Raw genomic sequence first — 25568 nt, 5'->3', positions numbered from 1 at the left:
TTTAAGTGTTTCTAATGTCTGTCAATTATTTAACCCGCATTATTTACAACTGTTCAGGGTCAATCCCCAACTCTCGCAATTTAGCAGCTAGTTTGTCTTTCTGTTGTCGTTCAAATTCTAACTGCTTTTGAGCTTCAGTAGCTGATTCTTCAGGAGTAGGCACTAAAACACCATCAGGACTAAAAAAGCGGAGTTGACGATTTTCTATCCCTAAGAATAGTTGCAGTTGTTCACTCCATAAATGTCCCATATCATTAGGGGTTATCGGTTGATAGGTTCCCTGAATTAATGCAAATCCTTGAAATTCTAAACTCTCTGGGTCAAACCAGAAATATTCGGGAGTGCGGAAAATATCTTGATAGATTTTCTTTTTCTCCGTGCGGTCAGTCTTAGCTGTGGAACTTGATAATAATTCCACAATGATATGAGGATATTTTCCCCCTTCTTCCCACACCACCCAACTTTTCCGCGATCGCCTTTCCGTGTCTAACACCACAAAGAAATCTGGTCCGCGAAAATCTGATGATTTTTTCTGATGAGGACTATAGTAAATCGTCAAGTTTCCCGCATCAAAATAATCGGTTCGGTCTCGCCATAACCAGTCTAGGCATTTAATCAGTAACAAGATTTGTTGTAGATGTAAATAACTTTCCAATGGCAACTCCTGACTTTCTAAATCTCCCGGAGGAAACTCGATATCCTCCCATTCTGGTGAGGTTTCCAGTGATGCTAACTGTTCCGTAACTGTCATAATGTTTACCTCGATTTTTTACAACTGTTCGGGGTCAATTCCTAACTCTCGTAGTTTAGCCGCTAGTTGGTCTTTCTGTTGTCGTTCAATGTCTAATTGATTTTGAGTAGTGATTAACTCATTTTGGACGCTACCTAATTGATTTTGAGTGGTTACTAACTCATTTTGGATGCTACCTAATTGATTTTGAGTAGTGATTAACTCATTTTGAGATTTAGTAGCTGATTCTTCAGGAGTAGGCACTAAAACACCATCAGGACTAAAAAAGCGGAGTTGACGATTTTCTACACCTAAAAATAGTTGCAGTTGTTCACTCCATAAATGTCCCATATCATTAGGGGTTATCGGTTGATAGGTTCCCTGAATTAATGCAAATCCTTGAAATTCTAAACTCTCTGGGTCAAACCAGAAATATTCGGGAGTGCGAAAAATCTCTTGATAGATTTTCTTTTTCTCCGTGCGGTCAGTCTTAGCTGTGGAACTTGATAATAACTCGACAATGATATTAGGATATTTTCCCCCTTCTTCCCACACCACCCAACTTTTCCGCGATCGCCTTTCCGTGTCTAACACCACAAAGAAATCTGGTCCGCGAAAATCTGATGATTTTTTCTGATGAGGACTATAGTAAATCGTCAAGTTTCCCGCATCAAAATAATCGGTTCGGTCTCGCCATAACCAGTCTAGGCATTTAATCAGTAACAAGATTTGTTGTAGGTGTAAATAGCTTTCCAATGGCAACTCCTGACTTTCTAAATCTCCCGGAGGAAACTCGATATCCTCCCATTCTGGTGAGGTTTCCAGTGATGCTAACTGTTCCGTAACTGTCATAATGTTTACCTCGATTTTTTACAACTGTTCGGGGTCAATTCCCAACTCTCGCAATTTAGCCGCTAGTTGGTCTTTCTGTTGTCGTTCGATTTCTAATTGATTTTGAGTAGTTACTAACTCATTTTCAACACTTCCTAATTGATTTTGAGTAGTTACTAACTCATTTTGGACGCTACCTAATTGATTTTGAGTGTTTACTAACTCATTTTGGACGCTACCTAACTGTTGTTGAGCTTCAGTGGCTGATTCTTCCGGAGTGGGTACTAAAACACCATCAGGACTAAAAAAGCGGAGTTGACGATTTTCTATCCCTAAGAATAGTTGCAGTTGTTCACTCCATAAATGTCCCATATCATTAGGGGTTATCGGTTGATAGGTTCCCTGAATTAATGCAAATCCTTGAAACTCTAAACTCTCTGGGTCAAACCAGAAATATTCGGGAGTGCGAAAAATCTCTTGATAGATTTTCTTTTTCTCCGTGCGGTCAGTCTTAGCTGTGGAACTTGATAATAACTCGACAATGATATTAGGATATTTTCCCCCTTCTTCCCACACCACCCAACTTTTCCGCGATCGCCTTTCCGTGTCTAACACCACAAAGAAATCTGGTCCGCGAAAATCCGATGATTTTTTCTGATGAGGACTATAGTAAATCGTCAAGTTTCCCGCATCAAAATAATCATTTCGGTCTCGCCATAACCAGTCTAGGCATTTAATCAGTAACAAGATTTGTTGTAGGTGTAAATAGCTTTCCAATGGCAACTCCTGACTTTCTAAATCTCCCGGAGGAAACTCGATATCCTCCCATTCTGGTGAGGTTTCCAGTGATGCTAACTGTTCCGTAACTGTCATAATGTTTACCTCGATTTTTTACAACTGTTCGGGGTCAATTCCCAACTCTCGCAATTTAGCCGCTAGTTGGTCTTTCTGTTGTCGTTCGATTTCTAATTGATTTTGAGTAGTTACTAACTCATTTTCAACACTTCCTAATTGATTTTGAGTAGTTACTAACTCATTTTGGACGCTACCTAATTGATTTTGAGTGGTTACTAACTCATTTTGGATGCTACCTAATTGATTTTGAGTAGTGATTAACTCATTTTGAGATTTAGTAGCTGATTCTTCAGGAGTAGGCACTAAAACACCATCAGGACTAAAAAAGCGGAGTTGACGATTTTCTACACCTAAAAATAGTTGCAGTTGTTCACTCCATAAATGTCCCATATCATTAGGGGTTATCGGTTGATAGGTTCCCTGAATTAATGCAAATCCTTGAAATTCTAAACTCTCTGGGTCAAACCAGAAATATTCGGGAGTGCGGAAAATATCTTGATAGATTTTCTTTTTCTCCGTGCGGTCAGTCTTAGCTGTGGAACTTGATAATAACTCGACAATGATATTAGGATATTTTCCCCCTTCTTCCCACACCACCCAACTTTTCCGCGATCGCCTTTCCGTGTCTAACACCACAAAGAAATCTGGTCCGCGAAAATCCGATGATTTTTTCTGATGAGGACTATAGTAAATCGTCAAGTTTCCCGCATCAAAATAATCATTTCGGTCTCGCCATAACCAGTCTAGGCATTTAATCAGTAACAAGATTTGTTGTAGGTGTAAATAGCTTTCCAATGGCAACTCCTGACTTTCTAAATCTCCCGGAGGAAACTCGATATCCTCCCATTCTGGTGAGGTTTCCAGTGATGCTAACTGTTCCGTAACTGTCATAATGTTTACCTCCATTTTTTACAACTGTTCGGGGTCAATTCCTAACTCTCGCAGTTTAGCCGCTAGTTGGTCTTTTTGTTGTCGTTCAATTTGTAATTGATTTTGAGTAGTTACTAACTCATTTTGAATGCTGCCTAATTGATTTTGAGTAGTGATTAACTCATTTTGAGATTTAGTAGCTGATTCTTCGGGAGTAGGTACTAAAACACCATCAGGACTAAAAAAGCGGAGTTGACGATTTTCTACACCTAAGAATAGTTGCAGTTGTTCACTCCATAAATGTCCCTTATCAGTCGGTGTTATCGGTTGATAGGTTCCCTGAATTAAAGCAAATCCTTGAAATTCTAAACTCTCTGGGTCAAACCAGAAATATTCGGGAGTGCGAAAAATCTCTTGATAGATTTTCTTTTTCTCCGTGCGGTCAGTCTTAGCTGTGGAACTTGATAATAATTCCACAATGATATGAGGATATTTTCCCCCTTCTTCCCACACCACCCAACTTTTCCGCGATCGCCTTTCCGTGTCTAACACCACAAAGAAATCTGGTCCGCGAAAATCTGATGATTTTTTCTGATGAGGACTATAGTAAATCGTCAAGTTTCCCGCATCAAAATAATCGGTTCGGTCTCGCCATAACCAGTCTAGGCATTTAATCAGTAACAAGATTTGTTGTAGGTGTAAATAGCTTTCCAATGGCAACTCCTGACTTTCTAAATCTCCCGGAGGAAACTCGATATCCTCCCATTCTGGTGAGGTTTCCAGTGATGCTAACTGTTCCGTAACTGTCATAATGTTTACCTCGATTTTTTACAACTGTTCGGGGTCAATTCCCAACTCTCGCAATTTAGCCGCTAGTTGGTCTTTTTGTTGTCGTTCGATTTCTAATTGATTTTGAGTAGTGATTAACTCATTTTGAACACTTCCTAACTGTCGTTGAGCTTCCGTAGCTGATTCTTCGGGAGTGGGTACTAAAACACCCTCAGGACTAAAAAAGCGGAGTTGACGATTTTCTATCCCTAAGAATAGTTGCAGTTGTTCACTCCATAAATGTCCCTTATCATTGGGGGTTATCGGTTTATAGGTTCCCTGAATTAAAGCAAATCCTTGAAACTCTAAACTCTCTGGGTCAAACCAGAAATATTCAGGAGTGCGGAAAATATCCTGATAGATTTTCTTTTTCTCAGTCCGGTCAGTGTTAGCTGTGGAACTTGATAATAACTCGACAATGATATTAGGATATTTTCCCCCTTCTTCCCACACCACCCAACTTTTCCGCGATCGCCTTTCCGTGTCTAACACCACAAAGAAATCTGGTCCGCGAAAATCCGATGATTTTTTCTGATGAGGACTATAGTAAATCGTCAAGTTTCCCGCATCAAAATAATCATTTCGGTCTCGCCATAACCAGTCTAGGCATTTAATCAGTAACAAGATTTGTTGTAGGTGTAAATAGCTTTCCAATGGCAACTCCTGACTTTCTAAATCTCCCGGAGGAAACTCGATATCCTCCCATTCTGGTGAGGTTTCCAGTGATGCTAACTGTTCCGTAACTGTCATAATGTTTACCTCGATTTTTTACAACTGTTCGGGGTCAATTCCCAACTCTCGCAATTTAGCCGCTAGTTGGTCTTTCTGTTGTCGTTCGATTTCTAATTGATTTTGAGTAGTTACTAACTCATTTTCAACACTTCCTAATTGATTTTGAGTAGTTACTAACTCATTTTGGACGCTACCTAATTGATTTTGAGTGGTTACTAACTCATTTTGGATGCTACCTAATTGATTTTGAGTAGTGATTAACTCATTTTGAGATTTAGTAGCTGATTCTTCAGGAGTAGGCACTAAAACACCATCAGGACTAAAAAAGCGGAGTTGACGATTTTCTACACCTAAAAATAGTTGCAGTTGTTCACTCCATAAATGTCCCATATCATTAGGGGTTATCGGTTGATAGGTTCCCTGAATTAATGCAAATCCTTGAAATTCTAAACTCTCTGGGTCAAACCAGAAATATTCGGGAGTGCGGAAAATATCTTGATAGATTTTCTTTTTCTCCGTGCGGTCAGTCTTAGCTGTGGAACTTGATAATAACTCGACAATGATATTAGGATATTTTCCCCCTTCTTCCCACACCACCCAACTTTTCCGCGATCGCCTTTCCGTGTCTAACACCACAAAGAAATCTGGTCCGCGAAAATCCGATGATTTTTTCTGATGAGGACTATAGTAAATCGTCAAGTTTCCCGCATCAAAATAATCATTTCGGTCTCGCCATAACCAGTCTAGGCATTTAATCAGTAACAAGATTTGTTGTAGGTGTAAATAGCTTTCCAATGGCAACTCCTGACTTTCTAAATCTCCCGGAGGAAACTCGATATCCTCCCATTCTGGTGAGGTTTCCAGTGATGCTAACTGTTCCGTAACTGTCATAATGTTTACCTCCATTTTTTACAACTGTTCGGGGTCAATTCCTAACTCTCGCAGTTTAGCCGCTAGTTGGTCTTTTTGTTGTCGTTCAATTTGTAATTGATTTTGAGTAGTTACTAACTCATTTTGAATGCTGCCTAATTGATTTTGAGTAGTGATTAACTCATTTTGAGATTTAGTAGCTGATTCTTCGGGAGTAGGTACTAAAACACCATCAGGACTAAAAAAGCGGAGTTGACGATTTTCTACACCTAAGAATAGTTGCAGTTGTTCACTCCATAAATGTCCCTTATCAGTCGGTGTTATCGGTTGATAGGTTCCCTGAATTAAAGCAAATCCTTGAAATTCTAAACTCTCTGGGTCAAACCAGAAATATTCGGGAGTGCGAAAAATCTCTTGATAGATTTTCTTTTTCTCCGTGCGGTCAGTCTTAGCTGTGGAACTTGATAATAATTCCACAATGATATGAGGATATTTTCCCCCTTCTTCCCACACCACCCAACTTTTCCGCGATCGCCTTTCCGTGTCTAACACCACAAAGAAATCTGGTCCGCGAAAATCCGATGATTTTTTCTGATGAGGACTATAGTAAATCGTCAAGTTTCCCGCATCAAAATAATCATTTCGGTCTCGCCATAACCAGTCTAGGCATTTAATCAGTAACAAGATTTGTTGTAGGTGTAAATAGCTTTCCAATGGCAACTCCTGACTTTCTAAATCTCCCGGAGGAAACTCGATATCCTCCCATTCTGGTGAGGTTTCCAGTGATGCTAACTGTTCCGTAACTGTCATAATGTTTACCTCCATTTTTTACAACTGTTCGGGGTCAATTCCTAACTCTCGCAGTTTAGCCGCTAGTTGGTCTTTTTGTTGTCGTTCAATTTGTAATTGATTTTGAGTAGTTACTAACTCATTTTGAATGCTGCCTAATTGATTTTGAGTAGTGATTAACTCATTTTGAACACTTCCTAACTGTCGTTGAGCTTCCGTAGCTGATTCTTCGGGAGTAGGTACTAAAACACCATCAGGACTAAAAAAGCGGAGTTGACGATTTTCTACACCTAAGAATAGTTGCAGTTGTTCACTCCATAAATGTCCCTTATCAGTCGGTGTTATCGGTTGATAGGTTCCCTGAATTAAAGCAAATCCTTGAAATTCTAAACTCTCTGGGTCAAACCAGAAATATTCGGGAGTGCGAAAAATCTCTTGATAGATTTTCTTTTTCTCCGTGCGGTCAGTCTTAGCTGTGGAACTTGATAATAATTCCACAATGATATGAGGATATTTTCCCCCTTCTTCCCACACCACCCAACTTTTCCGCGATCGCCTTTCCGTGTCTAACACCACAAAGAAATCTGGTCCGCGAAAATCCGATGATTTTTTCTGATGAGGACTATAGTAAATCGTCAAGTTTCCCGCATCAAAATAATCATTTCGGTCTCGCCATAACCAGTCTAGGCATTTAATCAGTAACAAGATTTGTTGTAGGTGTAAATAGCTTTCCAATGGCAACTCCTGACTTTCTAAATCTCCCGGAGGAAACTCGATATCCTCCCATTCTGGTGAGGTTTCCAGTGATGCTAACTGTTCCGTAACTGTCATAATGTTTACCTCCATTTTTTACAACTGTTCGGGGTCAATTCCTAACTCTCGTAGTTTAGCCGCTAGTTGGTCTTTTTGTTGTCGTTCAATTTCTAATTGATTTTGAGTAGTGATTAACTCATTTTGATATTTAGTAGCTGATTCTTCGGGAGTAGGCACTAAAACACCATCAGGACTAAAAAAGCGGAGTTGACGATTTTCTATTCCTAAGAATAGTTGCAGTTGTTCACTCCATAAATGTCCCTGATTATTGGGTGTTATCGGTTGATAAGTTCCCTGAATTAAAGCAAATCCTTGAAATTCTAAACTCTCTGGGTCAAACCAGAAATATTCGGGAGTGCGGAAAATATCTTGATAGATTTTCTTTTTCTCAGTCCGGTCAGTCTTAGCTGTGGAACTTGATAATAATTCCACAATGATATGAGGATATTTTCCCCCTTCTTCCCACACCACCCAACTTTTCCGCGATCGCCTTTCCGTGTCTAACACCACAAAGAAATCTGGTCCGCGAAAATCTGATGATTTTTTCTGATGAGGACTATAGTAAATCGTCAAGTTTCCCGCATCAAAATAATCGGTTCGGTCTCGCCATAACCAGTCTAGACATTTAATCAGTAACAAGATTTGTTGTAGATGTAAATAACTTTCCAATGGCAACTCCTGACTTTCTAAATCTCCCGGAGGAAACTCGATATCTTGGTCTAGGGTGATTTGAGTCGGTTCTAATTCCTGAGCTATAGCCATAGCTGTCTCCAGTCATGTATTGATAGTATAGTCTATTTTTGCTAATTATAGCATGGATATGGGAGGGTTAGGGGTGACGAAACATGATGATTAATAGCTGAGTATTTATTCTGGATGTAATCGGTTGTTAGTATTCAATGAAAGTTGATTAATTAGATTGATAAATATATGGAGAGCGATCGCCATAGTAGATTTATCAAATATTCATGACATAGTTAGGTAAATTTGATACATAAGTTTACATACTGGATGGAGAGCGTGGCGAAATGTTAAATATCTGTATAATCGGCAATCTGTATAGTTTTGAGGAATTTATAATATAAATATTAAGAAGTAGGATTTGTTGAGGAAATAATTTTACAATATCAGCATTAGATGTTTCTTATGGTAGGAAGAGGCGATTATGCCTTATGTATGCGAGCTAGGCACCGGTCAAAAAATTTATCTTGATAACCAAGGGTCGCAAACTTTTGTGACGATCGCCAGTGGATCACCCGGACAGCAACAGCAAGCCAGCAATGGATTCCAGACTGGAACCTGGACTTCCCCCCCCTCCATGTATCGGACGGAAAATGGGGTAGTGTTGAAAATAGAAACTGCTCAGGGTGAACACTTCGTGCAACTCCAGGGAAGTAGTATGAGTGTCATGGGTCAGACACCCTCCCTCGGAAGCGCCCAGCAGATGTCAGTTCAGCAGGTTTCGAGTACCCCTGCATCTTCGATGAAGCCAATGGAACCGATGAAGCCGATGGAACCGATGAAGCCAATGGAAGGGATGAAGCCGATGGAACCGATGAAGCCGATGCAAATGGGGAGTATGCAAATGAGTATGAACCCCATGGAAATGCGGATGGGTAACATGGAGCTAAAAATGGGTTCTTCTTCCTCATCGGAATCGGAATCAGGAGGTCGTAAATTCTGTAGTAACTGCGGTGCGACAGTAAAACCGGACGATCGCTTCTGCGGAAGTTGCGGTCATCAACTCCATTAAAAGCAATAGGCAATAGGCAAGAGACCAAAGGCAAGAGAGGCAGCTTTTTTGTATGGTCTTTTGCCTGCTTAAATTGCGAACTTACCAACCATATATCCCTCTTGCCCAAATTGAGTTATGTCAGTAAAAGTTAGCCTCAACCATCAGCTTGTCTACCATTTTGAAAATCCAGTAATTCTAGGTCCTCATACATTAGGATTGCGACCTTCTCCCCACTGTCGCACCCCTATTAATAGCTATTCCCTAAAGATTGAACCTGATGATTACACGATGACCTGGCAACAGGACCCCTATGGCAATTATTTGGGGAGGCTCAACTTTTTATCAAAAACCGATCGCCTAGGGATTACAGTAGATATTATTGCAGATTTACACCCGATTAATCCGTTTAACTTCGTCATGGAAAGCTATGCCGAACGCTATCCATTCATCTACGAAGAACAACTAGGGCGGGAATTAATCCCATTTTTAGAAATAGATGAATCCAGCCCCATACTCAAAGACTGGGTAGAACAGCACCGGGTCAAGGATATATATACCCCAGAATTTATAATTACCATTAATCAGAAACTCGCTGATTATATTAAGTATACAGTCCGATTTGAACCGGGTATTCAAACCTGCGAAGAAACCCTAAAAACTCAAATAGGTTCCTGTAGAGATACAGCATGGTTAATGGTGCAGATTTTGCGGCACTATGGACTCGCCGCCCGCTTTGTCTCCGGTTACCTAATTCAACTGAAACCCGATGTTCCCCCACTAGATGGACCCCCTGGACCAGAAGCTGATAATGCAGATTTACACGCTTGGGCGGAAGTATATATTCCTGGGGCGGGTTGGATTGGTTTAGACCCCACCTCTGGTTTTTTAGCAGCAGAAGGTCATATTCCCCTCGTGTGTACCGCCGACCCCCAAGCCGCCTCCCCAGTTCAGGGAACCGCCGAACCCTGCGGGTCAAATTTAGAGTTTGCGGTGACGGTTTCTCGTTACGAAAATCAACCGCGCACCAGTCAACCCTATAGCCCTAGTCAATGGGAAACCATAGACCGCCTCGGTCAAGCAGTAGAGGATAAATTGCAAAGTTTAGGGGTAGGTTTAACCATGGGTGGGGAACCTACTTTTGTTTCTATTGATGATTTTGAGTCTCCCCAGTGGCAGGTACAAGCCTTGGGAGAGGAAAAGCGCAGGTTAGCCGGACAGCTATTACACCGCCTAGAAAGTAAGTTTTCTAAGGGTGGCGGCTTGCTACATTATGGCATGGGAAAATGGTATCCGGGGGAAATTTTGCCGAGGTGGGCTTTAGGCTGTTATTGGCGAGAAGATGGTCAACCTATTTGGCATAATCGGGCTTTCATGGCGGTAGATGGTGACGATTATGGCTATGGGATTAAACAGGCAGAAGTCGTTATTCAAGAATTAGTTAAACAGTTAGGAATCGCAAGCGATCGCATTATTCCCACCTATGAATTAGAAACCGAAGAATTAGCCGGTTATGCCTTACCAATTTTACCAGTTGTCGAGTCAGAAGAATTACGCTGGGGTAGTTGTCCGTGGAAATTACCACAGGATAAATTGATTTTATTAAAAGGTGATTCCCCCTTGGGATTTCGACTGCCTTTAAGTGCCATAAGCTGGTCAGAAGAATTGCACCCAGAGGCGCGAGTACCGCTAGATCATAAACCTGCTGTGGTTGGTTCCGAACCCATCAATTTACCAGAAAATTCCGTGCGGGTAGCCATGGCGGTAGAGGCGCGGGATGGCTGTATATATGTTTTCGTTCCTCCCATAACTTCCGCCCGGTGTTTTTTAGATTTAATTACAGCCATTGAAAAAACCGCCACTGCTGTTAATATTCCCGTATTAGTTGAAGGATACACCCCCCCTGGAAATGATGGAATTATGGGATTTCAGATTACCCCAGATCCGGGAGTAATTGAAGTCAATATTCACCCCGCCAAAAATTGGTCAGAATTAACCGCAATTACCACCACTTTATATGAGGAAGCGCGGCTATGTCGGTTGGGAACTGAAAAATATGCCCTAGATGGTCGGCGCATAAGTACCGGAGGCGGCGCACATATCACCATTGGTGGTAAGAGCGTTCAAGACAGCCCCCTATTACGTCGCCCTGACCTATTAAGAAGTTTGATTTCCTATTGGCAAAATCACCCCAGTTTATCCTACTTATTTGCGGGGTTATTTATCGGACCGACTAGCCAATCACCCCGGGTAGATGAAGCCAGACACGAAGGTTTATATGAGTTAGAAATCGCCTTTCAACAGTTAGAAAAGGGGCGAGAAGTACCCCCTGGATTAGTCGATCGCTTATTGCGAAACCTGCTAATTGATGTCACCGGAAATACTCACCGTTCAGCATTTTGTATTGATAAACTCTACCCATTAGAGAATTATCGCAACCAGTTAGGGCTATTAGAGTTTCGGGCTTTTGCGATGCCTCCCCATGCACAAATGGGGCTATTGCAAATGTTGTTAATTCGTTCCCTAGTGGCTTGGTTTTGGGAACATCCCTATACTAAACCCCTAATTCGTTGGGGAACTACCCTACACGATCGCTTTTTACTGCCCTATTTTATTGAAGAAGATTTAGGCACAGTTTTAAGAGATTTAAACGCGGCGGGTTATCCATTTAATTTAGCATGGTTTAAACCCTTTGTTGATTTTCGCTTTCCCAACTATGGAGAAATTACCCGTGATGGCGTGACATTAGAGTTAAGAAATGCCATAGAACCTTGGCACGTTTTAGGAGAAGAAACCGCCAATGGCGGTAACGCCAGATATGTTGATTCTTCCATGGAAAGGCTACAGGTCATGCTACGGGGGGCGATGGGAAATTCTCCCGGTTTAGATGGCTTTTCCCATCGTTATATTGTCACCTGTAATGGCTATGCAGTGCCCTTAAAATCTACCCTTAAACCTGGGGAATATGTAGGCGGGGTCAGGTTCCGGGCGCGACAATATGCCTCTTTATTGCATCCTTCTATTAACCCCCATACTCCCCTATTATTCGATATTGTTGATACTTGGGCTATGCGATCTATTGGGGGATGTACTTATTATATCAACCCTCCTAATGGCGTTGTTTATACAACATTTCCCATTAATGAAAGAGAGGCTGAGTCTAGGATGTTAGAAAGGTTTGCACCCATGGGTCACACTCCCGGAACTTTGGAAATTTCCACCCCCAATTTAAGCCCTGAATATCCTTTAACCTTAGATTTGCGCCGGGTGCAAACCTCTTAAAGCCGCCTAAAACTGATAAACCGCCCCAACACCTTCTAAGCCTATATTCGTGTCTGGGGCGGCAATAATTAGCCCTGTATTAAAGCCGGCGATCGCACTACCAAAGTTCAACACTCCATCACTGGGAGGAAGTTGGGGGTGTAAATAGGTTTCTAATAATTCCCCGGTGCGTAACTGGAATTTGAACGCCGCCCCAAAATCAAAAGGACCGAAACCGGGAGATCCTACCACAACATTATTGTTGCTGGTGGTAGCTATGGACTCACCAAAGCGATCGCCTGTCCGTAAGTTTTCCGGTGTGTAATTTGCCAAAATTGACCCCGTAATACCATCAATTAAAAACGCCGCCCCAGCATTTATTCCCCGCTGGTCATCACCCGGAGATCCAATGAGAATATCCCGTCCAATTCCCGACCAAGCGACAGCATGACCAAAATTATCTAGTCCTGGGTTAGGGTTACGAAAAGACTGGATTAAATCTCCCGTTACGCTATTAAATAAATAAGCCGAACCCGGACCGTTTGACTGACCAACTCCCAAGCTACCCGGTGCGCCAATTAATACCCAGTCTCCCACAGAGGCGATCGCCGCCCCAAAATAATCATCTGGTTGCGGGTTAGGATTATTAAAAATTTGCCGTAATTCTCCCGTTATACCATCAAATAAATAAGCAATTCCCCCTCGCAATTCCGATGTACTATCCCCCGGCGCACCAATTATTATATCATTACCAATAGTCGCCAAACTGTAGCCAAAATAATCGAAAGGTTCCGGGGTAGGATTGAATAATTGAGTCACGGGTAAACCCGTTATGGTGTTGTAAACATAAACCGCACCCGAAGCAAAGGCGATGCTACTATCTGTAGGCGCACCAATTACCGGGGATAAACCTAAACTAGCAATAGCAGCGCCAAACTCCGAACTTCCAGCATTAGCAGAAGGGTTCTGAAAGGCTGGTAAAATTTCTCCCGTAGTATCGTCTAAAACATAAACTAAACCTTGGGAATTATTCCATCCCGGACTACCAATTAAAATCTGATTGTTCACAGCTTCTAAAGTCGCGCCAAACCTGGCAAAAGATTCAGGTATGGGGTTATTAAAAGTTTGGATAGGGTCAGGGGGAGTCTGGTCGGAAATAATCCTTAATGTCGCCATACTAGGATTAATTAAAGTAGCATTTCCGGTGGCATCTTGTAGCGATAATTCCAAGACTTCAGGATAGGTAACAATTGGGTTATTAGCGATGGGAATTGATACAGTTTTACCCCCCAATTCTCCATCAGCAAAATTAATCACAATGGGGCTGATATCAACACCACTGGGAGGTAAAGGAGTTAATAAACTGGGAACCAAAGTTACACTAACTGCACCATCTTCACCACCGGCACGCACCACGGTAATGGGTTGGGTACTCATGCCATTATCCTGTACTTCAAATCTAGTTGATTCAAAGGATAAAACACCCGGAACAAAAAAGTCACTGCGGCTAATATCATTAGGACGGATACCTCGCAATAGGGCTATAATTTCTCCGGTGGGAGTTTCCAGAATTGTATTATTAATATTAGGGTTACTGTCATCAAGAATAATATTTAGCTGGTCTATGGGAACATCTCCCAGCAGCAAAATAGTATCTTGTCCGGGGGTAAAATCAAAAATTTGGTCGGTGTCAGCGGTGGTAAAACCATCACCAGCCTCTAACACAAAGGTATCATTTCCCGTCCCTCCTACTAGGGTATTACTTCCGGCATTTCCGAATAGTATATTATTACCCTCGTCTGCTAAAATTAAATCATTTCCCAGTCCGCCATAGATGGTATCATCCCCCTCGCCACCGCTAATAATATCATCACCGAGTCCGCCAAAAATCAGATCATTTCCCAGTCCACCACCAATTTGATCATCATCAATTCCCCCATATAAGGTATCATTTCCCGGTCCCCCAAAGATGGTATTTTCTCCAGCATCTCCAAAGATTAAATCATTACCTTCTCCCCCCCTAATAATATCAGCACCTTGTCCACCATAAATCAGATTATTTCCCCCATCTCCATCAATAACATCATTTCCCGGTCCCCCAAAGATAGTATCATTTCCCAGTCCTCCTGATAAGATATCATTCCCAGCATTTCCAAAGATTAAATCATCACCTGCATTACCTTCGATATAGTCATCTCCCTGACCGCCATATAAGGTGTCATTTCCTCCCCCTCCAAATATTTGATCATCCCCCTGGTTTCCATAAATTAGTGTTGGGTCTACTAAACTTCGGACTGTATCATTTCCAGACCCTAGAAATACTCCCAGAGGAAACACCCCTAATTGATTCTCAAAAAAGGTGATATCTACGGGGTTATCATCTCCGACAAGGCGCAGCAAGCCAGTAATTGGGTCAGTTTCAGGTCTTAATACCATAGTTAATTAGGCGATCGCATTTCATCACTAACAGGGAACAGGGTATCATTTTTTCTCCCCATCCACAACTGATCAATAGTCACAAACTCATATCTTTGTTTTAATAATTCAGGAATTACCTTAGCGCTAGTTTCTGCTACCTTACAGCCACCAAAATAGCCATCATGAAGGACAATGATAGACCCATTTTTAGTCTGTCGCAAAATGCGATCGCTCACCACCTCGACCCCCGGCTCTACCCAATCTTCAGGAACCACAGACCACATCACGGTTCGATAGTTCCAATTATTCAGAAGTTGTAAAGTTTTCCCAGTAAAAAAACCATTGGGGGGACGCACATATATAACTTGATTTTCTGGCAATCCACAAATCTGACAAATTGCCGATTGAGTTCGGTCTAAACTTAACTTTAATTCCTGTTTATTTAACCGGGTAAAAGACTTATGCTGATAACCATGAATCCCCAGACCATGCCCGCGTTTATAGACTTCTTGAGCAATATTAGGATATTTTTCGACTAATATTCCCAACCAAAAAAAACTAGCTTTAATCTGATAGTAGTCTAAAACTTCCAATAATTCTAAAGTATATTGAGGATGGGGGCCGTCATCTATAGTTAGGGCGATTTGTCGTTGAGATAAATTCCCACTCCATAAACAATTAGGAAAACCGAATTTTAACAGATGGTATAAAAACGGATACAAAAAAGCTAATTGTGGTTTAATTTTAGATGCCATGTTACAAATTTACTTACTCGTAATCTACAAACAGTTATTGAGTTGATGAACTCAGGCAGAACTCTCACCCTCAGCCAGACCAGTAGCCCACACGGACTCTATAGCTTATTGTAATAGTTGATCGGCACCATTAACATAGGATTTGCGAAAAACAAGAGTTTGATCTATAATCATACTTAGCCTAACTATAGCAAAGTAATTATCAATGTATTAGGGTGGGTATTTATCGGGTATAATTATCAATAAAACTTTGAGAAACAAGATATGATCGAAGTTATTGTAATTGGTGGTGGGGCGGCTGGTTTTTTTGGGGCGATCGCCTGTAAAGAAACCTACCCTAAAACCCATGTCACCTTATTAGAAGCTGGAAAAACTCCCCTAGCCAAAGTTCGCATTTCTGGCGGCGGACGCTGTAACGTTACCCACGCCTGTTTTGACCCCGTGGAGTTTATTCGCAACTATCCCAGGGGTAACAAAGCCTTGCGCGGACCTTTTACTAGGTTTCAAGCGAAACATACTGTAGACTGGTTTAACCACCGAGGAGTTAAGTTAAAAACCGAAGCTGATGGTCGAATGTTCCCCATAACTGATGATTCCGAAACTATTGTTAATTGCTTATTAAATAGCGCCAAAAATGCCGGAATCACAGTCAGAACCGGGGCGGCGGTTGTGGGGATTACTAAACTTGATCGAGGCTTTCAAGTATGTTTAAAATCCCAGGAAGTTTACCAATGCGATCGCCTATTAATAGCCACAGGAAGCAGTCCCGCTGGCTATAATTTTGCCCAAAAATTAGGACATACTATCATCCCCCCAGTGCCCTCCCTATTCACCTTTAATATAGCCGACAAACCCTTGCAGGAATTAGCCGGAATATCCGTAGATTCAGTTAACCTCCAACTAACCGGAACCCCATTAACCCAAACCGGACCCCTGTTAATTACTCACTGGGGAATTAGTGGACCCGCCGTCTTAAAATTATCAGCTTGGGGGGCAAGATTTTTGCAGGAATGTCGTTATAAAACCCCCTTAATAATTGATTGGCTACCAGAATTAAATATAGACCAATTGCGAGAAATTATCCTGCAGACTAAATCAGAATTTGGCAAGCGATCGCCATCTTCCCACTGTCCAATTAATTTACCCCGTCGCCTCTGGCAATATCTAATTATCCGAGTAGGAATCAACCCCCAACAACCTTGGGCGGAACTATCTAAAAAACACTTAAATCAACTCATCGAAGAATTAAAACGCAGTCGCCATCAAATCACTGGTAAAGGAGTCTTTAAAGAAGAATTCGTCACCTGTGGCGGAGTCAACCTCAAAGAAATAGACTTTAAGACCATGGCAAGTCGGCGGTGTCCGGGGCTATATTTTGCCGGAGAAATTCTTGATATTGACGGCGTGACAGGAGGCTTCAATTTTCAAAACGCCTGGACAACCGGATGGTTAGCCGGACAGGGGATGGGCGGTTTTCCGAACCCCAATTAATTATGATCAGATCGGGAATTGTTCAATCAGAAATTGAAGTAATCACTGTCAACCAAAACCATCGCCCATTAGAGGAGAGGACACCATGAAAAAATTATATCGCAGCCGTGAACATTGCCAAATCGCCGGAGTAGCCGGAGGAGTCGCCCAATACTTCAATGTTGACCCCTTGCTAGTGAGACTCACCTTTATTATTCTAGGCCTATCCGCCGCCCCCGGCATTATCATCTATGGCATACTGTGGCTGTTAGTACCCAAGGAACCAACCCGTATTGAGGAATTTGAGGATAGCAAAACCTCCAAATTGTAACCCCTAAATGCTAGAATCGAGGATTGGACACCCTTTTCACAGCAGGCAGTTTCATGAGTGTGGCAGACGATAAAACCGTTGTTCGGCAGTATTTTAATTCAACAGGCTTCGATCGCTGGCAAAGAATTTACGGTAACGGCGAAGTCAACCGGGTACAGCGGGATATCCGCGACGGACACCAGCAAACCGTCGATCGCGTCTTAGAATGGCTGCAAGCTGATGGAAACCTAGGCGGCTTAATGGTATGTGATGCAGGCTGTGGAGTCGGAAGCCTCAGCATACCCTTGGGAGACGCAGGGGCGATCGTTTCCGCCAGCGACATTTCCGAAAAAATGGTCGCCGAAGCCAACCAACGCGCCAGAAACCAACTAATCACCCGCGCCAGCAATATCAACTTTATGGCGCAAGACCTAGAAAAATTAACAGGTCGCTATCACACCGTAATTTGCTTAGATGTGTTAATTCACTATCCCCAAAACCAAGCAGCAGAGATGATCTCTCATCTATGTTCCCTCGCCGAAACCCGGATCATTCTGAGTTTCGCCCCCAAAACTCTAGCCCTAAGTATACTTAAAAAAATTGGCGAATTTTTCCCCGGACCCAGCAAAACCACCCGCGCCTACCAACACCGGGAGGCAGATATCGTCAAAATTCTCTCAGATAACGGCTTTACCGTTAGCCGAGAATCGATGATTTCTACCAGCTTTTATTTCTCACGGTTGTTAGAAGCCATACGCTGTTGATATTATTAATTTAGCCTCAATAAGGAAGTCAGGGGGATGAAACCATGCAGATATTTAAGCTGATAGTCGCCAGTTTCTTGATTCCCCTGGGGTTAATATTCTGGTTATCCGCTGCTACCGAATTAATTAGCCCCACCAACATATCAGATAATCCCTGGGGGAAAGTAGCGGGGGGGTTGATTTTGGGCAGCATTCCCCTGTTTATGGGGGGATGGTTTATGTGGGAATGGTATCGCGAAAGACGCAGGGAACTCTACCGCCGCCAAAGATATAAGCGATCGGTATTTCTGCACCTAATTCGAGATAACAGAGGCTTAGTCACGGTTTCTAGCCTAGCCAAAGCCGCCAATATATCCCCCCAGGAAGCTAAAGCATTTTTAGATCGGGCGGTCTCCAAATATCACGGCAATTCCCAACAATTAATTGATGGTGAACATTATTATTTGTTTGATATTGATTAATCACTGCCAAATCTTCCCATTTAAACAAACCGTAGAGACAAGTTAAACCTTGTCTCTTGTCAGTTCATTATGGCTATTTACGGGCTAGTTTTTCACCTCAGAAAACTCTAACACCCGTCCATCCAAATCCTTCACCAAAAAATTTAGAGGTCTTTCGCTGCGGATTTTAAACTTGAGGGCTTGGGTTTGTACCCGCATCAAAACTTGGTCTAAACAATCGCGATCAAAACAAACATGACGATGGCGATTTTTCGGACCATAACTAGCACCACTGATAATATGAAGTTGTGTATTTTTCATCAACTGATACCACAAGCCATCAGAAGCCCCTAAATCTTGGTTATTAGCAGTCGATATGTTAGTGGAAAGGTACAAAGGATCGATGCCTGTCGCCCCCAAAGTTTGCTCATAATTATAGTAGTAATGTAGGGGAACATCAGCCACAGGCAAATTTAGCAACCCCTCATAAAACTGTCTGGCCATATTTAGGTCAGTGACCATAATGGTATGAACCTTGGGGGCGCTAGTCAGGAACATCCACATAGCGACAGCATAAGCGGCCAGTAGCATCACCATTACCCCCTGAGTTGAGAAAATGCTGTCGAGGCCTAATTCCGGTAAAAAAGCACCTAGGGGCAGTGGATGCGGTAGGAAATTTTCTATAATGCTAGTGGCTAAAACCATGAACGATAATAGAACATAAAGAACTGAACTGGATAGCTGTAGCTATTAAAGGTTGCGGATGCAACATAACTGATAACGCTTTCAGACCTATTCCAGATTTAGTGATTATCTTAACAAAAATTTTCGCAGGCGATGAAACCCACTGTCACCCAAAACGATCGCATAAATGATCTGATCGATGTATTTGTCTACGGGAGTCTCAAACCCGGCGAGTTCAATTACAACCGTTTCTGTCTCGGACGCACCATAGAGGAATTACCAGCGTGCGCCCTAGGGGAATTATATTCCCTCTCCCTAGGCTACCCCGCCATGACCACCGGGACGCGCTGGGTATCTGGAGTTATCCTATCCTTCACAGACCCCAGCCTTCTGGCCGACCTCGATCGCCTCGAAGACTACCAAAGCGATCGCCCACCGGAGCAAAACCAATATCAACGCCGCCGCATTCTCACCTACACCCCAGACCAAAAACCCCTCCGTGAGACCTGGGCTTATTTCATGTATCCCCAAGTAGTTAGCTCCTTCCAGGGAGTCTTGATTCCCAGTGGCGACTGGAAACCCAGCTATAATTAACCTAGGGGTGAGCTATCGGACCCTTGGGAATCACAATCAGCGGTTGATCTATGGTCAAACTAACCGCCTCTGGATTAACAATAGGTAGCAAAGGCTCATTGAGGGCAATTTGTAGTGGCTCCGACTCAACTCGGTTCAACTGAGCAAAGAGAGTACCACCCCCACCAGTCGGAGCCCAACTCGCTAAAACCGCCAAAAACAGAGCCGCGATCGCACCCCCACCACTGACCACCATCAAATTATTCCGGCGTTCAACCTGGTTGAACACAGCACCCGCCAACTGTTGAGCCGATTCATTATTTTTCGGCTCCGGAATGGAGTGCAAACGCGATCGCAGTTGCATCATTTGCAGATAAGCCGCCTTATATTGGCGATCAATATCCAACCGTTGCTGAACCTGGCGGCGTTCCGCCGGTGTCGCCTCACCATCAACATAGGCTGACAGTAGCTCATACATTTGGTCATCCCAAGTCCCTTCTCCCTCGGACTCAGGATGCCAATTCGGGTTCAAATTACCTAAGCGATCGTCATGGTTAGACTTCATTGGGACACCCCCTAAAACGCAAGCAAAAATCGAAACCAACGGTCTAACCTTTTTGAATTAAATCGGGGAGAAAATGTAGAGCCACAAAAATCAACAGACCGCCGGTTTCTGACCATTAACTTCCTATTATATTCCCTCCAAACGGAATTAGTCATGATCTCAACTAATCATTTAGATAAGGTTGTAGTTGAGATTGTAACCGCTGACGAGCCCTAGCAATACGAGACTTAACAGTTCCTAAAGAAACTCCCGTAATTTCCGCAATTTCCTCATAAGCTAGGCCTTGAATTTCCCGCAGCACAATAGTAGTGCGGAACACCTCCGGCAAATCAGCGATCGCCTCTTGTAGGTGATCATAAAACTCTCTAGTCGCTAAATCCTCATCTGGACCCGGACGATCCGCCGGCAATTCCCATTCCATCTCGCCATCATCAACAGTGCGAGGAGCATCCAGAGACAAAGCCGGTCTCACCCGTTTCCGTTTCCGCAGTTCATCATAAAATAAATTAGTCGCAATCCGGCTTAACCACCCTTGGAACTTAGCCGGTTCCTGTAGTCGCTTAATATTGCGGTAAACTCGAATCCATATTTCTTGTGCTAAATCCGCCCTATCTTGCCAATCAGGCGCTAGGTGAAACAGAATCTTATCCACATGGGACTGATATCGGCGTAATAGTTCCGTAAAGGCAAGACGGTCTGGCTGCAACCCTTCCTGACATCGTAGAACTAGATCATAGTTCGACAGCTTTTCAGGGGATAATTGCACTTCGGGAGTCGTTGCCGACCCGGAAGACCAGGATAGGGGTACAAATTGACTCATCATAGTTTCAAATTTGCGTATTGGGGCAGGCTGTTGGTCTTTGACGCGGCATGAACCGATTAAGTTCCTAATGTTCATCTGGTTAGCAGGTAGCTTCACATAAGCCAATACTAACCCAACTACTAGATCCGTCAACCCAATGTTCCTTTTTCCAAATCGGGGCGTTATGCTTTAGGGTATCAATGGCATACTGGCAAGCCTCAAAAGCCTCTCGGCGGTGAGGACAACCTACCGCCACCAATACACTAAGATCCCCAATTTGTAGATGTCCGATCCGGTGCTGTATGACCACCCGCGTTACATCAGGCCATTGAGTTTTAATCTGTTCGGCAATTTCCTGGAACACCCGCAGCGCCATGGGCTGATAGGCTTGATATTCCAAGGACTTAACCGGTTTGCCGTCCGTTTGATTGCGAACCATGCCACTCATTACCACGATCGCACCATTGGCCGGATCGTCCACCAGATTATAAACATCTTCCAAGGACAACGGCGCTAGGGAAATCGCAAAATCTGACTGAGTTGGTAAAGAATACAGGTTCATTGTTTAATTATTTCCATCTTCGGCAATATTCATCAGGATATTTAATAAGGTAAAGGGGATTCATACATCGGCATTTCATCCCTTTCTGACATTTCTCTAGCCCTTTGTTCCTGGCTGGCGATATCTTCATCACTCATGTACTCATCCGCCATTTCCAACAGTTCTGGCACTGTTACAAACTCATAACCCTGCCTTTTCAACTCCGCAATAATTCTCGGAAGAGCCGCTACTGTAGGCGCACGGTTCCCACCTCCATCGTGCATCAGCACAATACCACCCGATTTCGCTTGAGTTAAAACATTACGAGCGATCGCATCCCTACCCGATCGCCAATCTGCTGAGTCCACAGACCACATAATATTAGCGTGATTTTGGCTATGAACATACTGAACCAAACCATTAGTCATTACCCCCCCTGGCGGTCGAAATAGAGCCGTTTTAGTCCCCGTCACCTCCTCAATTAAATCCCCCGTACTATTAATCTCCTTCGCCGCTTCCGCCTGACTTACCTTATGATAACGGTGGTTCCAGGTATGATTAGCTAACGCATGACCTTCATCTGCTACTTTTTTCGCAATCTCCTTGTTATTATTCAAAGCCGCCCCAATCAAGAAAAACGTCGCCTTAATATTATTTCTTCTGAGAATATCTAAAACCTGTTCCGTCGTTCGCGGCCAAGGACCATCATCAAAAGTCAGAGCAATCACTTTCCGGTCTGGTGGCAAATTCACCTCTTTTATAGTAGTTCCTTGAAATCGTTGAGGAACCGAAAAATTAAAGCGTTCATCTTGTAACTCCCTCAAGGCTTGTTGTGTTGATTGTAACCTTTGAGTTATAGCCAGTTTTATCGATGGAATTCCTACATTTGGGGAAGGTTGTTCTGTGGGATTATTAGAGGTTTCTACCTCCCTTTGTGTCTGTCTCTGAGCCACTACTTGTTGGCTTATTGGAGGCTGATATGTAACTTTCGCTTGGCGGTCTATATGTAAAGTCCAAGGTAAAGCTACACCCATAACAAAACTACTTAATGCTGCCAATATTGCTAGAGTTAAAACTCTTTGTTGGCGGCGATATACTCTGTAGTAAGGCTGAACCACGTCATATCTCCTTCACACCAATTAAATTTTATGTTGATTTTTACTAGCTAGTTATTATTGGGGCAATTGATATACAATTACCCTAGATGAGGACAGCTTACCCTACCTAATCCCAGCTAATTCACCGGAATTTAGATAAGTTCAAGAACTGAGACAGTATCTCTATCCTAGCTTTCCTTTAAACCCCTAACCTAGGGTCAAGAGCATCATGATTTTTCAGATGTTCTTTATATAATCTAACAATTTCATTAGTAACTTGCTCAATACTGAGTCCATCGGTACTAAGTTCGATCGCATCAACCGCCTTTCGCAGTGGAGCAATAGTTCGGTTACTATCTAATTCATCCCGTCGGATGATATCCCGTTTAATCTCTTCTAAACTGGTATTTAAATCACCCTTCTGTTGTAATTCCAGATAGCGACGCTTGGCTCGTTCTTCCACAGAAGCAGTCAGAAAAATTTTCAACTCAGCATCGGGGAAAACATGAGTGCCAATATCGCGTCCTTCCGCCACCAAACCGCCCCGACGACCTAACTGCTGTTGTTGTTTAACAAGACCACGACGGACTGCTACCTGAGCCGCGATCGCCGATACATTGCGGGTAACTTCCTGGGTACGGATCGCCTCAGTCACATCAGACCCATCTATCAAAACCCTAATTTGATCTTGATCAGGAATCAACTCAATCCGTGAACCACTAACCAACTCAGCGATCGCCGGTTCATCATCCACAGATATTTGAGACTCAAGCACCTTCCAGGTAATAGCGCGATACATTGCTCCCGTATCAAGGTACATCAAATTTAACAGTTGTGCAATATGACGGGTAACAGTAGACTTCCCCGCTCCGGCCGGGCCATCTATCGCCACAATAGGCTGGCGAGTATTGAGCATGATATTATCAATTAAACGAGTATTTCCCACCGATGCGGCGATCGCCAAAAGTCCTATTTCCTCAACAGTTTCCAATTGAACTAAAGTATCCGGCGCAACCAGTTCCAAATATTCTAGCTTCACCGCCGGCACTCTCGCCAGAATTTCTTGCGCCGCCTGTAACAGACCTAATCGCGATCGCACTCCCTCACCGTAGCGCCGTCTCGCCGCCTGTAAAGCCTTATATAAAACTGTAGCTTGCTGTTTCTGTTCCCGTGTCAAATACTGATTACGGGAACTATAAGCCAGTCCCGAAGCCTCTCGAATAATCGGACAGGCCACCATCTCAATCGGCCAATTCAAATCCGCCACCATGCGCCTAATGACCGCCACTTGTTGAGCATCTTTCTGGCCAAAATAGGCGCGGTTCGGCTGAATCAAATTAAACAATTTAGCCACAATAGTTGTCACCCCCTGAAAATGTCCAGGACGGGATGCGCCACACAAACGGGACGTGAGCGAGTCAGGGACAATCACACAAGTTTGTTGAGATAAGCCAGTTTCTGTGTTTCCCGTCTCCTCAGAGCCATAAATCTCCTCAACCGACGGAGCAAATACCACATCAGCCCCATTTTCCCGACACAGTGCTAAATCCGCCTCCAAATTACGGGGGTACTTTTGGAAATCTTCCCTAGGTCCAAATTGTAGGGGGTTAACAAAGATGCTAACCACCACCACATCAGATCCATTACGAGCCTGACGAATTAAGCTCAAATGTCCTGAATGTAAACCCCCCATAGTGGGGACTAAACCTATTTGCCGATTATGGCAGGCTTGGGAATAAGATCGCCAAGCCGCAACAGTTGTAAACAGGCGCATAAAAGTAGTTTTGGGCGCAATAATTGCACCCTAGTATCAATCATTCCCTTCATTGTATAGGGAACAGCACCATCGACCTTAATTAGCTGGCGTGATCACCTCCACTGTTACCGGAGCCACCCCACTGCTAATCATACCGATCGCCTGTGCAGCTCCAGCAGACAAGTCAATAATCCGACCTCCGATAAATGGGCCTCGGTCATTAATTCTCACCACCACAGAACGACCGTTATGCTGATTGGTAACACGGACTTCTGTACCAAAAGGTAAATAACGGTGAGCCGCCGTCATAGCATCTTGGTTGTAGCGTTCACCATTAGCCGTGCGGTTCCCATGAAAACCAGGACCATACCAAGAAGCCCAACCCTGGAGACGATTAGCCACCGAACGTACAGCTACTGTAGTCACTTCTGGCTCTGGTCTTCCTTCAATCTCGCTGAGGGGTGGCGCATTACCCACCTGTCTCCGCAGGCGGTTAGTAGCTTGTAGTGCATCTGTCGCCAGATCGCGGGTATTGTCAGGGAGGATAGTATTGCCATCAATGGCTACTAATTTTTCCTCACCTACTTGGATCACATAATTTTTTTCCTGATCATTCCATCGGACTCTGATGGTATCTGCATCAATATTGTCTCGACTGATCTGATTAATTTTGACCGCGACATTATTGGCTCTAGCGACTGGATCGCTGGCTTGTGTGAGGTAAGCCACTATTAAATTACCAGTTGAACTCTCAGCTACATTGACAGATTGATAGTTGATGGGGCGGGCTGTCGTTTCTGAGGGGTTTTGAACAAAGGTGAGGACGGGGATATTACGAACGAAGAGGGTTGCAGCTTGTTTTTCGTCTAATTCATGGCTTTCAATTTGGGTGATATTCCCCTGTGACCGGGCTAATTGCTCAACATGGCTTCTCCCATCACTTTCTGGACATAAAAGGCGATCGCATTCACTTTCAGCATAAGCTGGCGCGCAAACTGATAGAACCAGTAAAGAAACTAGACCACTCCAAAGTTTTGCGTTCATAAATCTTCTATATGAAACAACCACGTTTGAACTGAAAT

Annotated in this window: 26 protein-coding genes; 7 read left to right on the top strand and 19 right to left on the bottom strand. The window is 43.3% G+C overall.

Annotated features, from left to right (window positions below; genetic code table 11):
- Positions 1 to 43: 43 nt before the first annotated feature.
- The 10 genes from N39L_RS30425 to N39L_RS30380 are packed head-to-tail and all read right to left on the bottom strand — an operon-like array spanning position 44 to position 8080.
- Positions 44 to 751: a Uma2 family endonuclease gene (locus N39L_RS30425; RefSeq protein ID WP_014277279.1), complete on the bottom strand. Its 708-nt coding sequence runs from the start codon at positions 749 to 751 to the stop codon at positions 44 to 46.
- A gap of 18 nt (positions 752 to 769) precedes the next feature.
- Complete coding sequence (locus tag N39L_RS30420; protein ID WP_014277278.1) at positions 770 to 1582, bottom strand: Uma2 family endonuclease; 813 nt, start codon at positions 1580 to 1582, stop codon at positions 770 to 772.
- Positions 1583 to 1600: 18 nt separating this feature from the next.
- A complete protein-coding gene (locus N39L_RS30415; protein ID WP_434221514.1) occupies positions 1601 to 2434 on the bottom strand; it encodes a Uma2 family endonuclease in 834 nt (277 codons plus the stop codon).
- Positions 2435 to 2452: 18 nt separating this feature from the next.
- Positions 2453 to 3307, bottom strand: coding sequence for a Uma2 family endonuclease (locus N39L_RS30410; protein WP_014277276.1), 855 nt, complete (start codon positions 3305 to 3307; stop codon positions 2453 to 2455).
- A gap of 18 nt (positions 3308 to 3325) precedes the next feature.
- A complete protein-coding gene (locus N39L_RS30405) occupies positions 3326 to 4096 on the bottom strand; it encodes a Uma2 family endonuclease (protein ID WP_434221513.1) in 771 nt (256 codons plus the stop codon).
- Positions 4097 to 4114: 18 nt separating this feature from the next.
- Positions 4115 to 4864 carry a Uma2 family endonuclease gene (locus N39L_RS30400; RefSeq protein WP_014277277.1) on the bottom strand — a complete coding sequence of 250 codons (750 nt, stop codon included), beginning with the start codon at positions 4862 to 4864 and terminating at the stop codon, positions 4115 to 4117.
- Positions 4865 to 4882: 18 nt separating this feature from the next.
- Entirely contained in the window at positions 4883 to 5737 is an 855-nt protein-coding gene (locus N39L_RS30395; protein WP_014277276.1) for a Uma2 family endonuclease, read from the bottom strand.
- Positions 5738 to 5755: 18 nt separating this feature from the next.
- Positions 5756 to 6526 (bottom strand): Uma2 family endonuclease, encoded by a 771-nt coding sequence (locus tag N39L_RS30390; protein ID WP_014277275.1) that lies wholly within the window; start codon positions 6524 to 6526, stop codon positions 5756 to 5758.
- An 18-nt stretch (positions 6527 to 6544) separates the two neighbouring features.
- The gene (locus N39L_RS30385; RefSeq protein WP_014277274.1) at positions 6545 to 7336 is read right to left on the bottom strand and encodes a Uma2 family endonuclease; all 792 of its coding nucleotides are present in this window, start codon (positions 7334 to 7336) and stop codon (positions 6545 to 6547) included.
- Between the two features lie 18 nt (positions 7337 to 7354).
- Positions 7355 to 8080 (bottom strand): Uma2 family endonuclease, encoded by a 726-nt coding sequence (locus N39L_RS30380; RefSeq protein ID WP_014277273.1) that lies wholly within the window; start codon positions 8078 to 8080, stop codon positions 7355 to 7357.
- Between the two features lie 403 nt (positions 8081 to 8483).
- On the opposite strand from N39L_RS30380, the gene N39L_RS30375 reads away from it, so the two are divergent.
- Together N39L_RS30375 and N39L_RS30370 are read left to right on the top strand one after the other, a co-directional pair.
- Positions 8484 to 9071 (top strand): zinc ribbon domain-containing protein, encoded by a 588-nt coding sequence (locus N39L_RS30375; RefSeq protein WP_006618951.1) that lies wholly within the window; start codon positions 8484 to 8486, stop codon positions 9069 to 9071.
- Positions 9072 to 9188: 117 nt separating this feature from the next.
- The gene (locus tag N39L_RS30370) at positions 9189 to 12332 is read left to right on the top strand and encodes a transglutaminase family protein (RefSeq protein WP_006618952.1); all 3144 of its coding nucleotides are present in this window, start codon (positions 9189 to 9191) and stop codon (positions 12330 to 12332) included.
- A gap of 6 nt (positions 12333 to 12338) precedes the next feature.
- Here N39L_RS30370 and N39L_RS30365 read toward each other — a convergent pair whose 3' ends face one another.
- Positions 12339 to 14747, bottom strand: coding sequence for a calcium-binding protein (locus N39L_RS30365; RefSeq protein ID WP_006618953.1), 2409 nt, complete (start codon positions 14745 to 14747; stop codon positions 12339 to 12341).
- A 2-nt stretch (positions 14748 to 14749) separates the two neighbouring features.
- A complete protein-coding gene (locus N39L_RS30360; RefSeq protein ID WP_006618954.1) occupies positions 14750 to 15484 on the bottom strand; it encodes a polysaccharide deacetylase family protein in 735 nt (244 codons plus the stop codon).
- A 264-nt stretch (positions 15485 to 15748) separates the two neighbouring features.
- Between N39L_RS30360 and N39L_RS30355 the strand changes: the two genes are divergently transcribed.
- The 4 genes from N39L_RS30355 to N39L_RS30340 all read left to right on the top strand — a co-directional run bounded on the left by N39L_RS30355 (position 15749) and on the right by N39L_RS30340 (position 18489).
- Complete coding sequence (locus N39L_RS30355; protein WP_006618955.1) at positions 15749 to 16975, top strand: BaiN/RdsA family NAD(P)/FAD-dependent oxidoreductase; 1227 nt, start codon at positions 15749 to 15751, stop codon at positions 16973 to 16975.
- A gap of 85 nt (positions 16976 to 17060) precedes the next feature.
- Complete coding sequence (locus N39L_RS30350; RefSeq protein WP_006618956.1) at positions 17061 to 17285, top strand: PspC domain-containing protein; 225 nt, start codon at positions 17061 to 17063, stop codon at positions 17283 to 17285.
- 53 nt (positions 17286 to 17338) lie between these two features.
- Positions 17339 to 18028, top strand: coding sequence for a magnesium protoporphyrin IX methyltransferase (bchM, locus tag N39L_RS30345; protein ID WP_006618957.1), 690 nt, complete (start codon positions 17339 to 17341; stop codon positions 18026 to 18028).
- 44 nt (positions 18029 to 18072) lie between these two features.
- Positions 18073 to 18489: a hypothetical protein gene (locus N39L_RS30340; RefSeq protein ID WP_006618958.1), complete on the top strand. Its 417-nt coding sequence runs from the start codon at positions 18073 to 18075 to the stop codon at positions 18487 to 18489.
- 84 nt (positions 18490 to 18573) lie between these two features.
- Here N39L_RS30340 and N39L_RS30335 read toward each other — a convergent pair whose 3' ends face one another.
- Complete coding sequence (locus N39L_RS30335) at positions 18574 to 19173, bottom strand: VOC family protein (RefSeq protein WP_006618959.1); 600 nt, start codon at positions 19171 to 19173, stop codon at positions 18574 to 18576.
- A 132-nt stretch (positions 19174 to 19305) separates the two neighbouring features.
- On the opposite strand from N39L_RS30335, the gene N39L_RS30330 reads away from it, so the two are divergent.
- A complete protein-coding gene (locus tag N39L_RS30330) occupies positions 19306 to 19746 on the top strand; it encodes a gamma-glutamylcyclotransferase family protein (protein ID WP_006618960.1) in 441 nt (146 codons plus the stop codon).
- A 1-nt stretch (position 19747) separates the two neighbouring features.
- Here N39L_RS30330 and N39L_RS30325 read toward each other — a convergent pair whose 3' ends face one another.
- The 6 genes from N39L_RS30325 to N39L_RS30300 all read right to left on the bottom strand — a co-directional run bounded on the left by N39L_RS30325 (position 19748) and on the right by N39L_RS30300 (position 25530).
- On the bottom strand, positions 19748 to 20290 hold the full coding sequence (locus N39L_RS30325; RefSeq protein ID WP_006618961.1) for an anti-sigma factor family protein: 543 nt from the start codon (positions 20288 to 20290) through the stop codon (positions 19748 to 19750).
- 163 nt (positions 20291 to 20453) lie between these two features.
- Entirely contained in the window at positions 20454 to 21110 is a 657-nt protein-coding gene (locus tag N39L_RS30320) for a sigma-70 family RNA polymerase sigma factor (RefSeq protein ID WP_006618962.1), read from the bottom strand.
- Positions 21111 to 21192: 82 nt separating this feature from the next.
- Positions 21193 to 21654, bottom strand: a complete 462-nt coding sequence (locus N39L_RS30315; RefSeq protein WP_014277270.1) for a molybdenum cofactor biosynthesis protein MoaE — start codon at positions 21652 to 21654, stop codon at positions 21193 to 21195.
- 41 nt (positions 21655 to 21695) lie between these two features.
- A complete protein-coding gene (locus N39L_RS30310; protein ID WP_006618964.1) occupies positions 21696 to 22751 on the bottom strand; it encodes a polysaccharide deacetylase family protein in 1056 nt (351 codons plus the stop codon).
- Between the two features lie 178 nt (positions 22752 to 22929).
- Complete coding sequence (locus tag N39L_RS30305) at positions 22930 to 24504, bottom strand: bifunctional pantoate--beta-alanine ligase/(d)CMP kinase (protein WP_006618965.1); 1575 nt, start codon at positions 24502 to 24504, stop codon at positions 22930 to 22932.
- Positions 24505 to 24582: 78 nt separating this feature from the next.
- Entirely contained in the window at positions 24583 to 25530 is a 948-nt protein-coding gene (locus N39L_RS30300; protein ID WP_006618966.1) for a septal ring lytic transglycosylase RlpA family protein, read from the bottom strand.
- Positions 25531 to 25568 lie beyond the last annotated feature (38 nt).

The organism is Limnospira platensis NIES-39, from assembly GCF_026000695.1.
Taxonomy (GTDB): domain Bacteria; phylum Cyanobacteriota; class Cyanobacteriia; order Cyanobacteriales; family Microcoleaceae; genus Limnospira; species Limnospira platensis.
The sequence above is the reverse complement of the archived record's forward strand: the minus strand, read 5'-3'. Positions and strand labels throughout refer to the sequence as shown.

Coding starts and splice junctions, on each gene's coding strand:
- N39L_RS30360 (WP_006618954.1), bottom strand. CDS start 15,484: ATGGCATCTAAAATTAAACCACAATTAGCTTTTTTGTATCCGTTTTTA.
- N39L_RS30300 (WP_006618966.1), bottom strand. CDS start 25,530: ATGAACGCAAAACTTTGGAGTGGTCTAGTTTCTTTACTGGTTCTATCA.
- N39L_RS30330 (WP_006618960.1), top strand. CDS start 19,306: ATGAAACCCACTGTCACCCAAAACGATCGCATAAATGATCTGATCGAT.
- bchM (WP_006618957.1), top strand. CDS start 17,339: ATGAGTGTGGCAGACGATAAAACCGTTGTTCGGCAGTATTTTAATTCA.
- N39L_RS30370 (WP_006618952.1), top strand. CDS start 9,189: ATGTCAGTAAAAGTTAGCCTCAACCATCAGCTTGTCTACCATTTTGAA.
- N39L_RS30390 (WP_014277275.1), bottom strand. CDS start 6,526: ATGACAGTTACGGAACAGTTAGCATCACTGGAAACCTCACCAGAATGG.
- N39L_RS30340 (WP_006618958.1), top strand. CDS start 18,073: ATGCAGATATTTAAGCTGATAGTCGCCAGTTTCTTGATTCCCCTGGGG.
- N39L_RS30395 (WP_014277276.1), bottom strand. CDS start 5,737: ATGACAGTTACGGAACAGTTAGCATCACTGGAAACCTCACCAGAATGG.
- N39L_RS30425 (WP_014277279.1), bottom strand. CDS start 751: ATGACAGTTACGGAACAGTTAGCATCACTGGAAACCTCACCAGAATGG.
- N39L_RS30335 (WP_006618959.1), bottom strand. CDS start 19,173: ATGGTTTTAGCCACTAGCATTATAGAAAATTTCCTACCGCATCCACTG.
- N39L_RS30420 (WP_014277278.1), bottom strand. CDS start 1,582: ATGACAGTTACGGAACAGTTAGCATCACTGGAAACCTCACCAGAATGG.
- N39L_RS30320 (WP_006618962.1), bottom strand. CDS start 21,110: ATGAGTCAATTTGTACCCCTATCCTGGTCTTCCGGGTCGGCAACGACT.
- N39L_RS30365 (WP_006618953.1), bottom strand. CDS start 14,747: ATGGTATTAAGACCTGAAACTGACCCAATTACTGGCTTGCTGCGCCTT.
- N39L_RS30355 (WP_006618955.1), top strand. CDS start 15,749: ATGATCGAAGTTATTGTAATTGGTGGTGGGGCGGCTGGTTTTTTTGGG.
- N39L_RS30405 (WP_434221513.1), bottom strand. CDS start 4,096: ATGACAGTTACGGAACAGTTAGCATCACTGGAAACCTCACCAGAATGG.
- N39L_RS30305 (WP_006618965.1), bottom strand. CDS start 24,504: ATGCGCCTGTTTACAACTGTTGCGGCTTGGCGATCTTATTCCCAAGCC.
- N39L_RS30325 (WP_006618961.1), bottom strand. CDS start 20,290: ATGAAGTCTAACCATGACGATCGCTTAGGTAATTTGAACCCGAATTGG.
- N39L_RS30400 (WP_014277277.1), bottom strand. CDS start 4,864: ATGACAGTTACGGAACAGTTAGCATCACTGGAAACCTCACCAGAATGG.
- N39L_RS30380 (WP_014277273.1), bottom strand. CDS start 8,080: ATGGCTATAGCTCAGGAATTAGAACCGACTCAAATCACCCTAGACCAA.
- N39L_RS30315 (WP_014277270.1), bottom strand. CDS start 21,654: ATGAACCTGTATTCTTTACCAACTCAGTCAGATTTTGCGATTTCCCTA.
- N39L_RS30375 (WP_006618951.1), top strand. CDS start 8,484: ATGCCTTATGTATGCGAGCTAGGCACCGGTCAAAAAATTTATCTTGAT.
- N39L_RS30410 (WP_014277276.1), bottom strand. CDS start 3,307: ATGACAGTTACGGAACAGTTAGCATCACTGGAAACCTCACCAGAATGG.
- N39L_RS30350 (WP_006618956.1), top strand. CDS start 17,061: ATGAAAAAATTATATCGCAGCCGTGAACATTGCCAAATCGCCGGAGTA.
- N39L_RS30415 (WP_434221514.1), bottom strand. CDS start 2,434: ATGACAGTTACGGAACAGTTAGCATCACTGGAAACCTCACCAGAATGG.
- N39L_RS30385 (WP_014277274.1), bottom strand. CDS start 7,336: ATGACAGTTACGGAACAGTTAGCATCACTGGAAACCTCACCAGAATGG.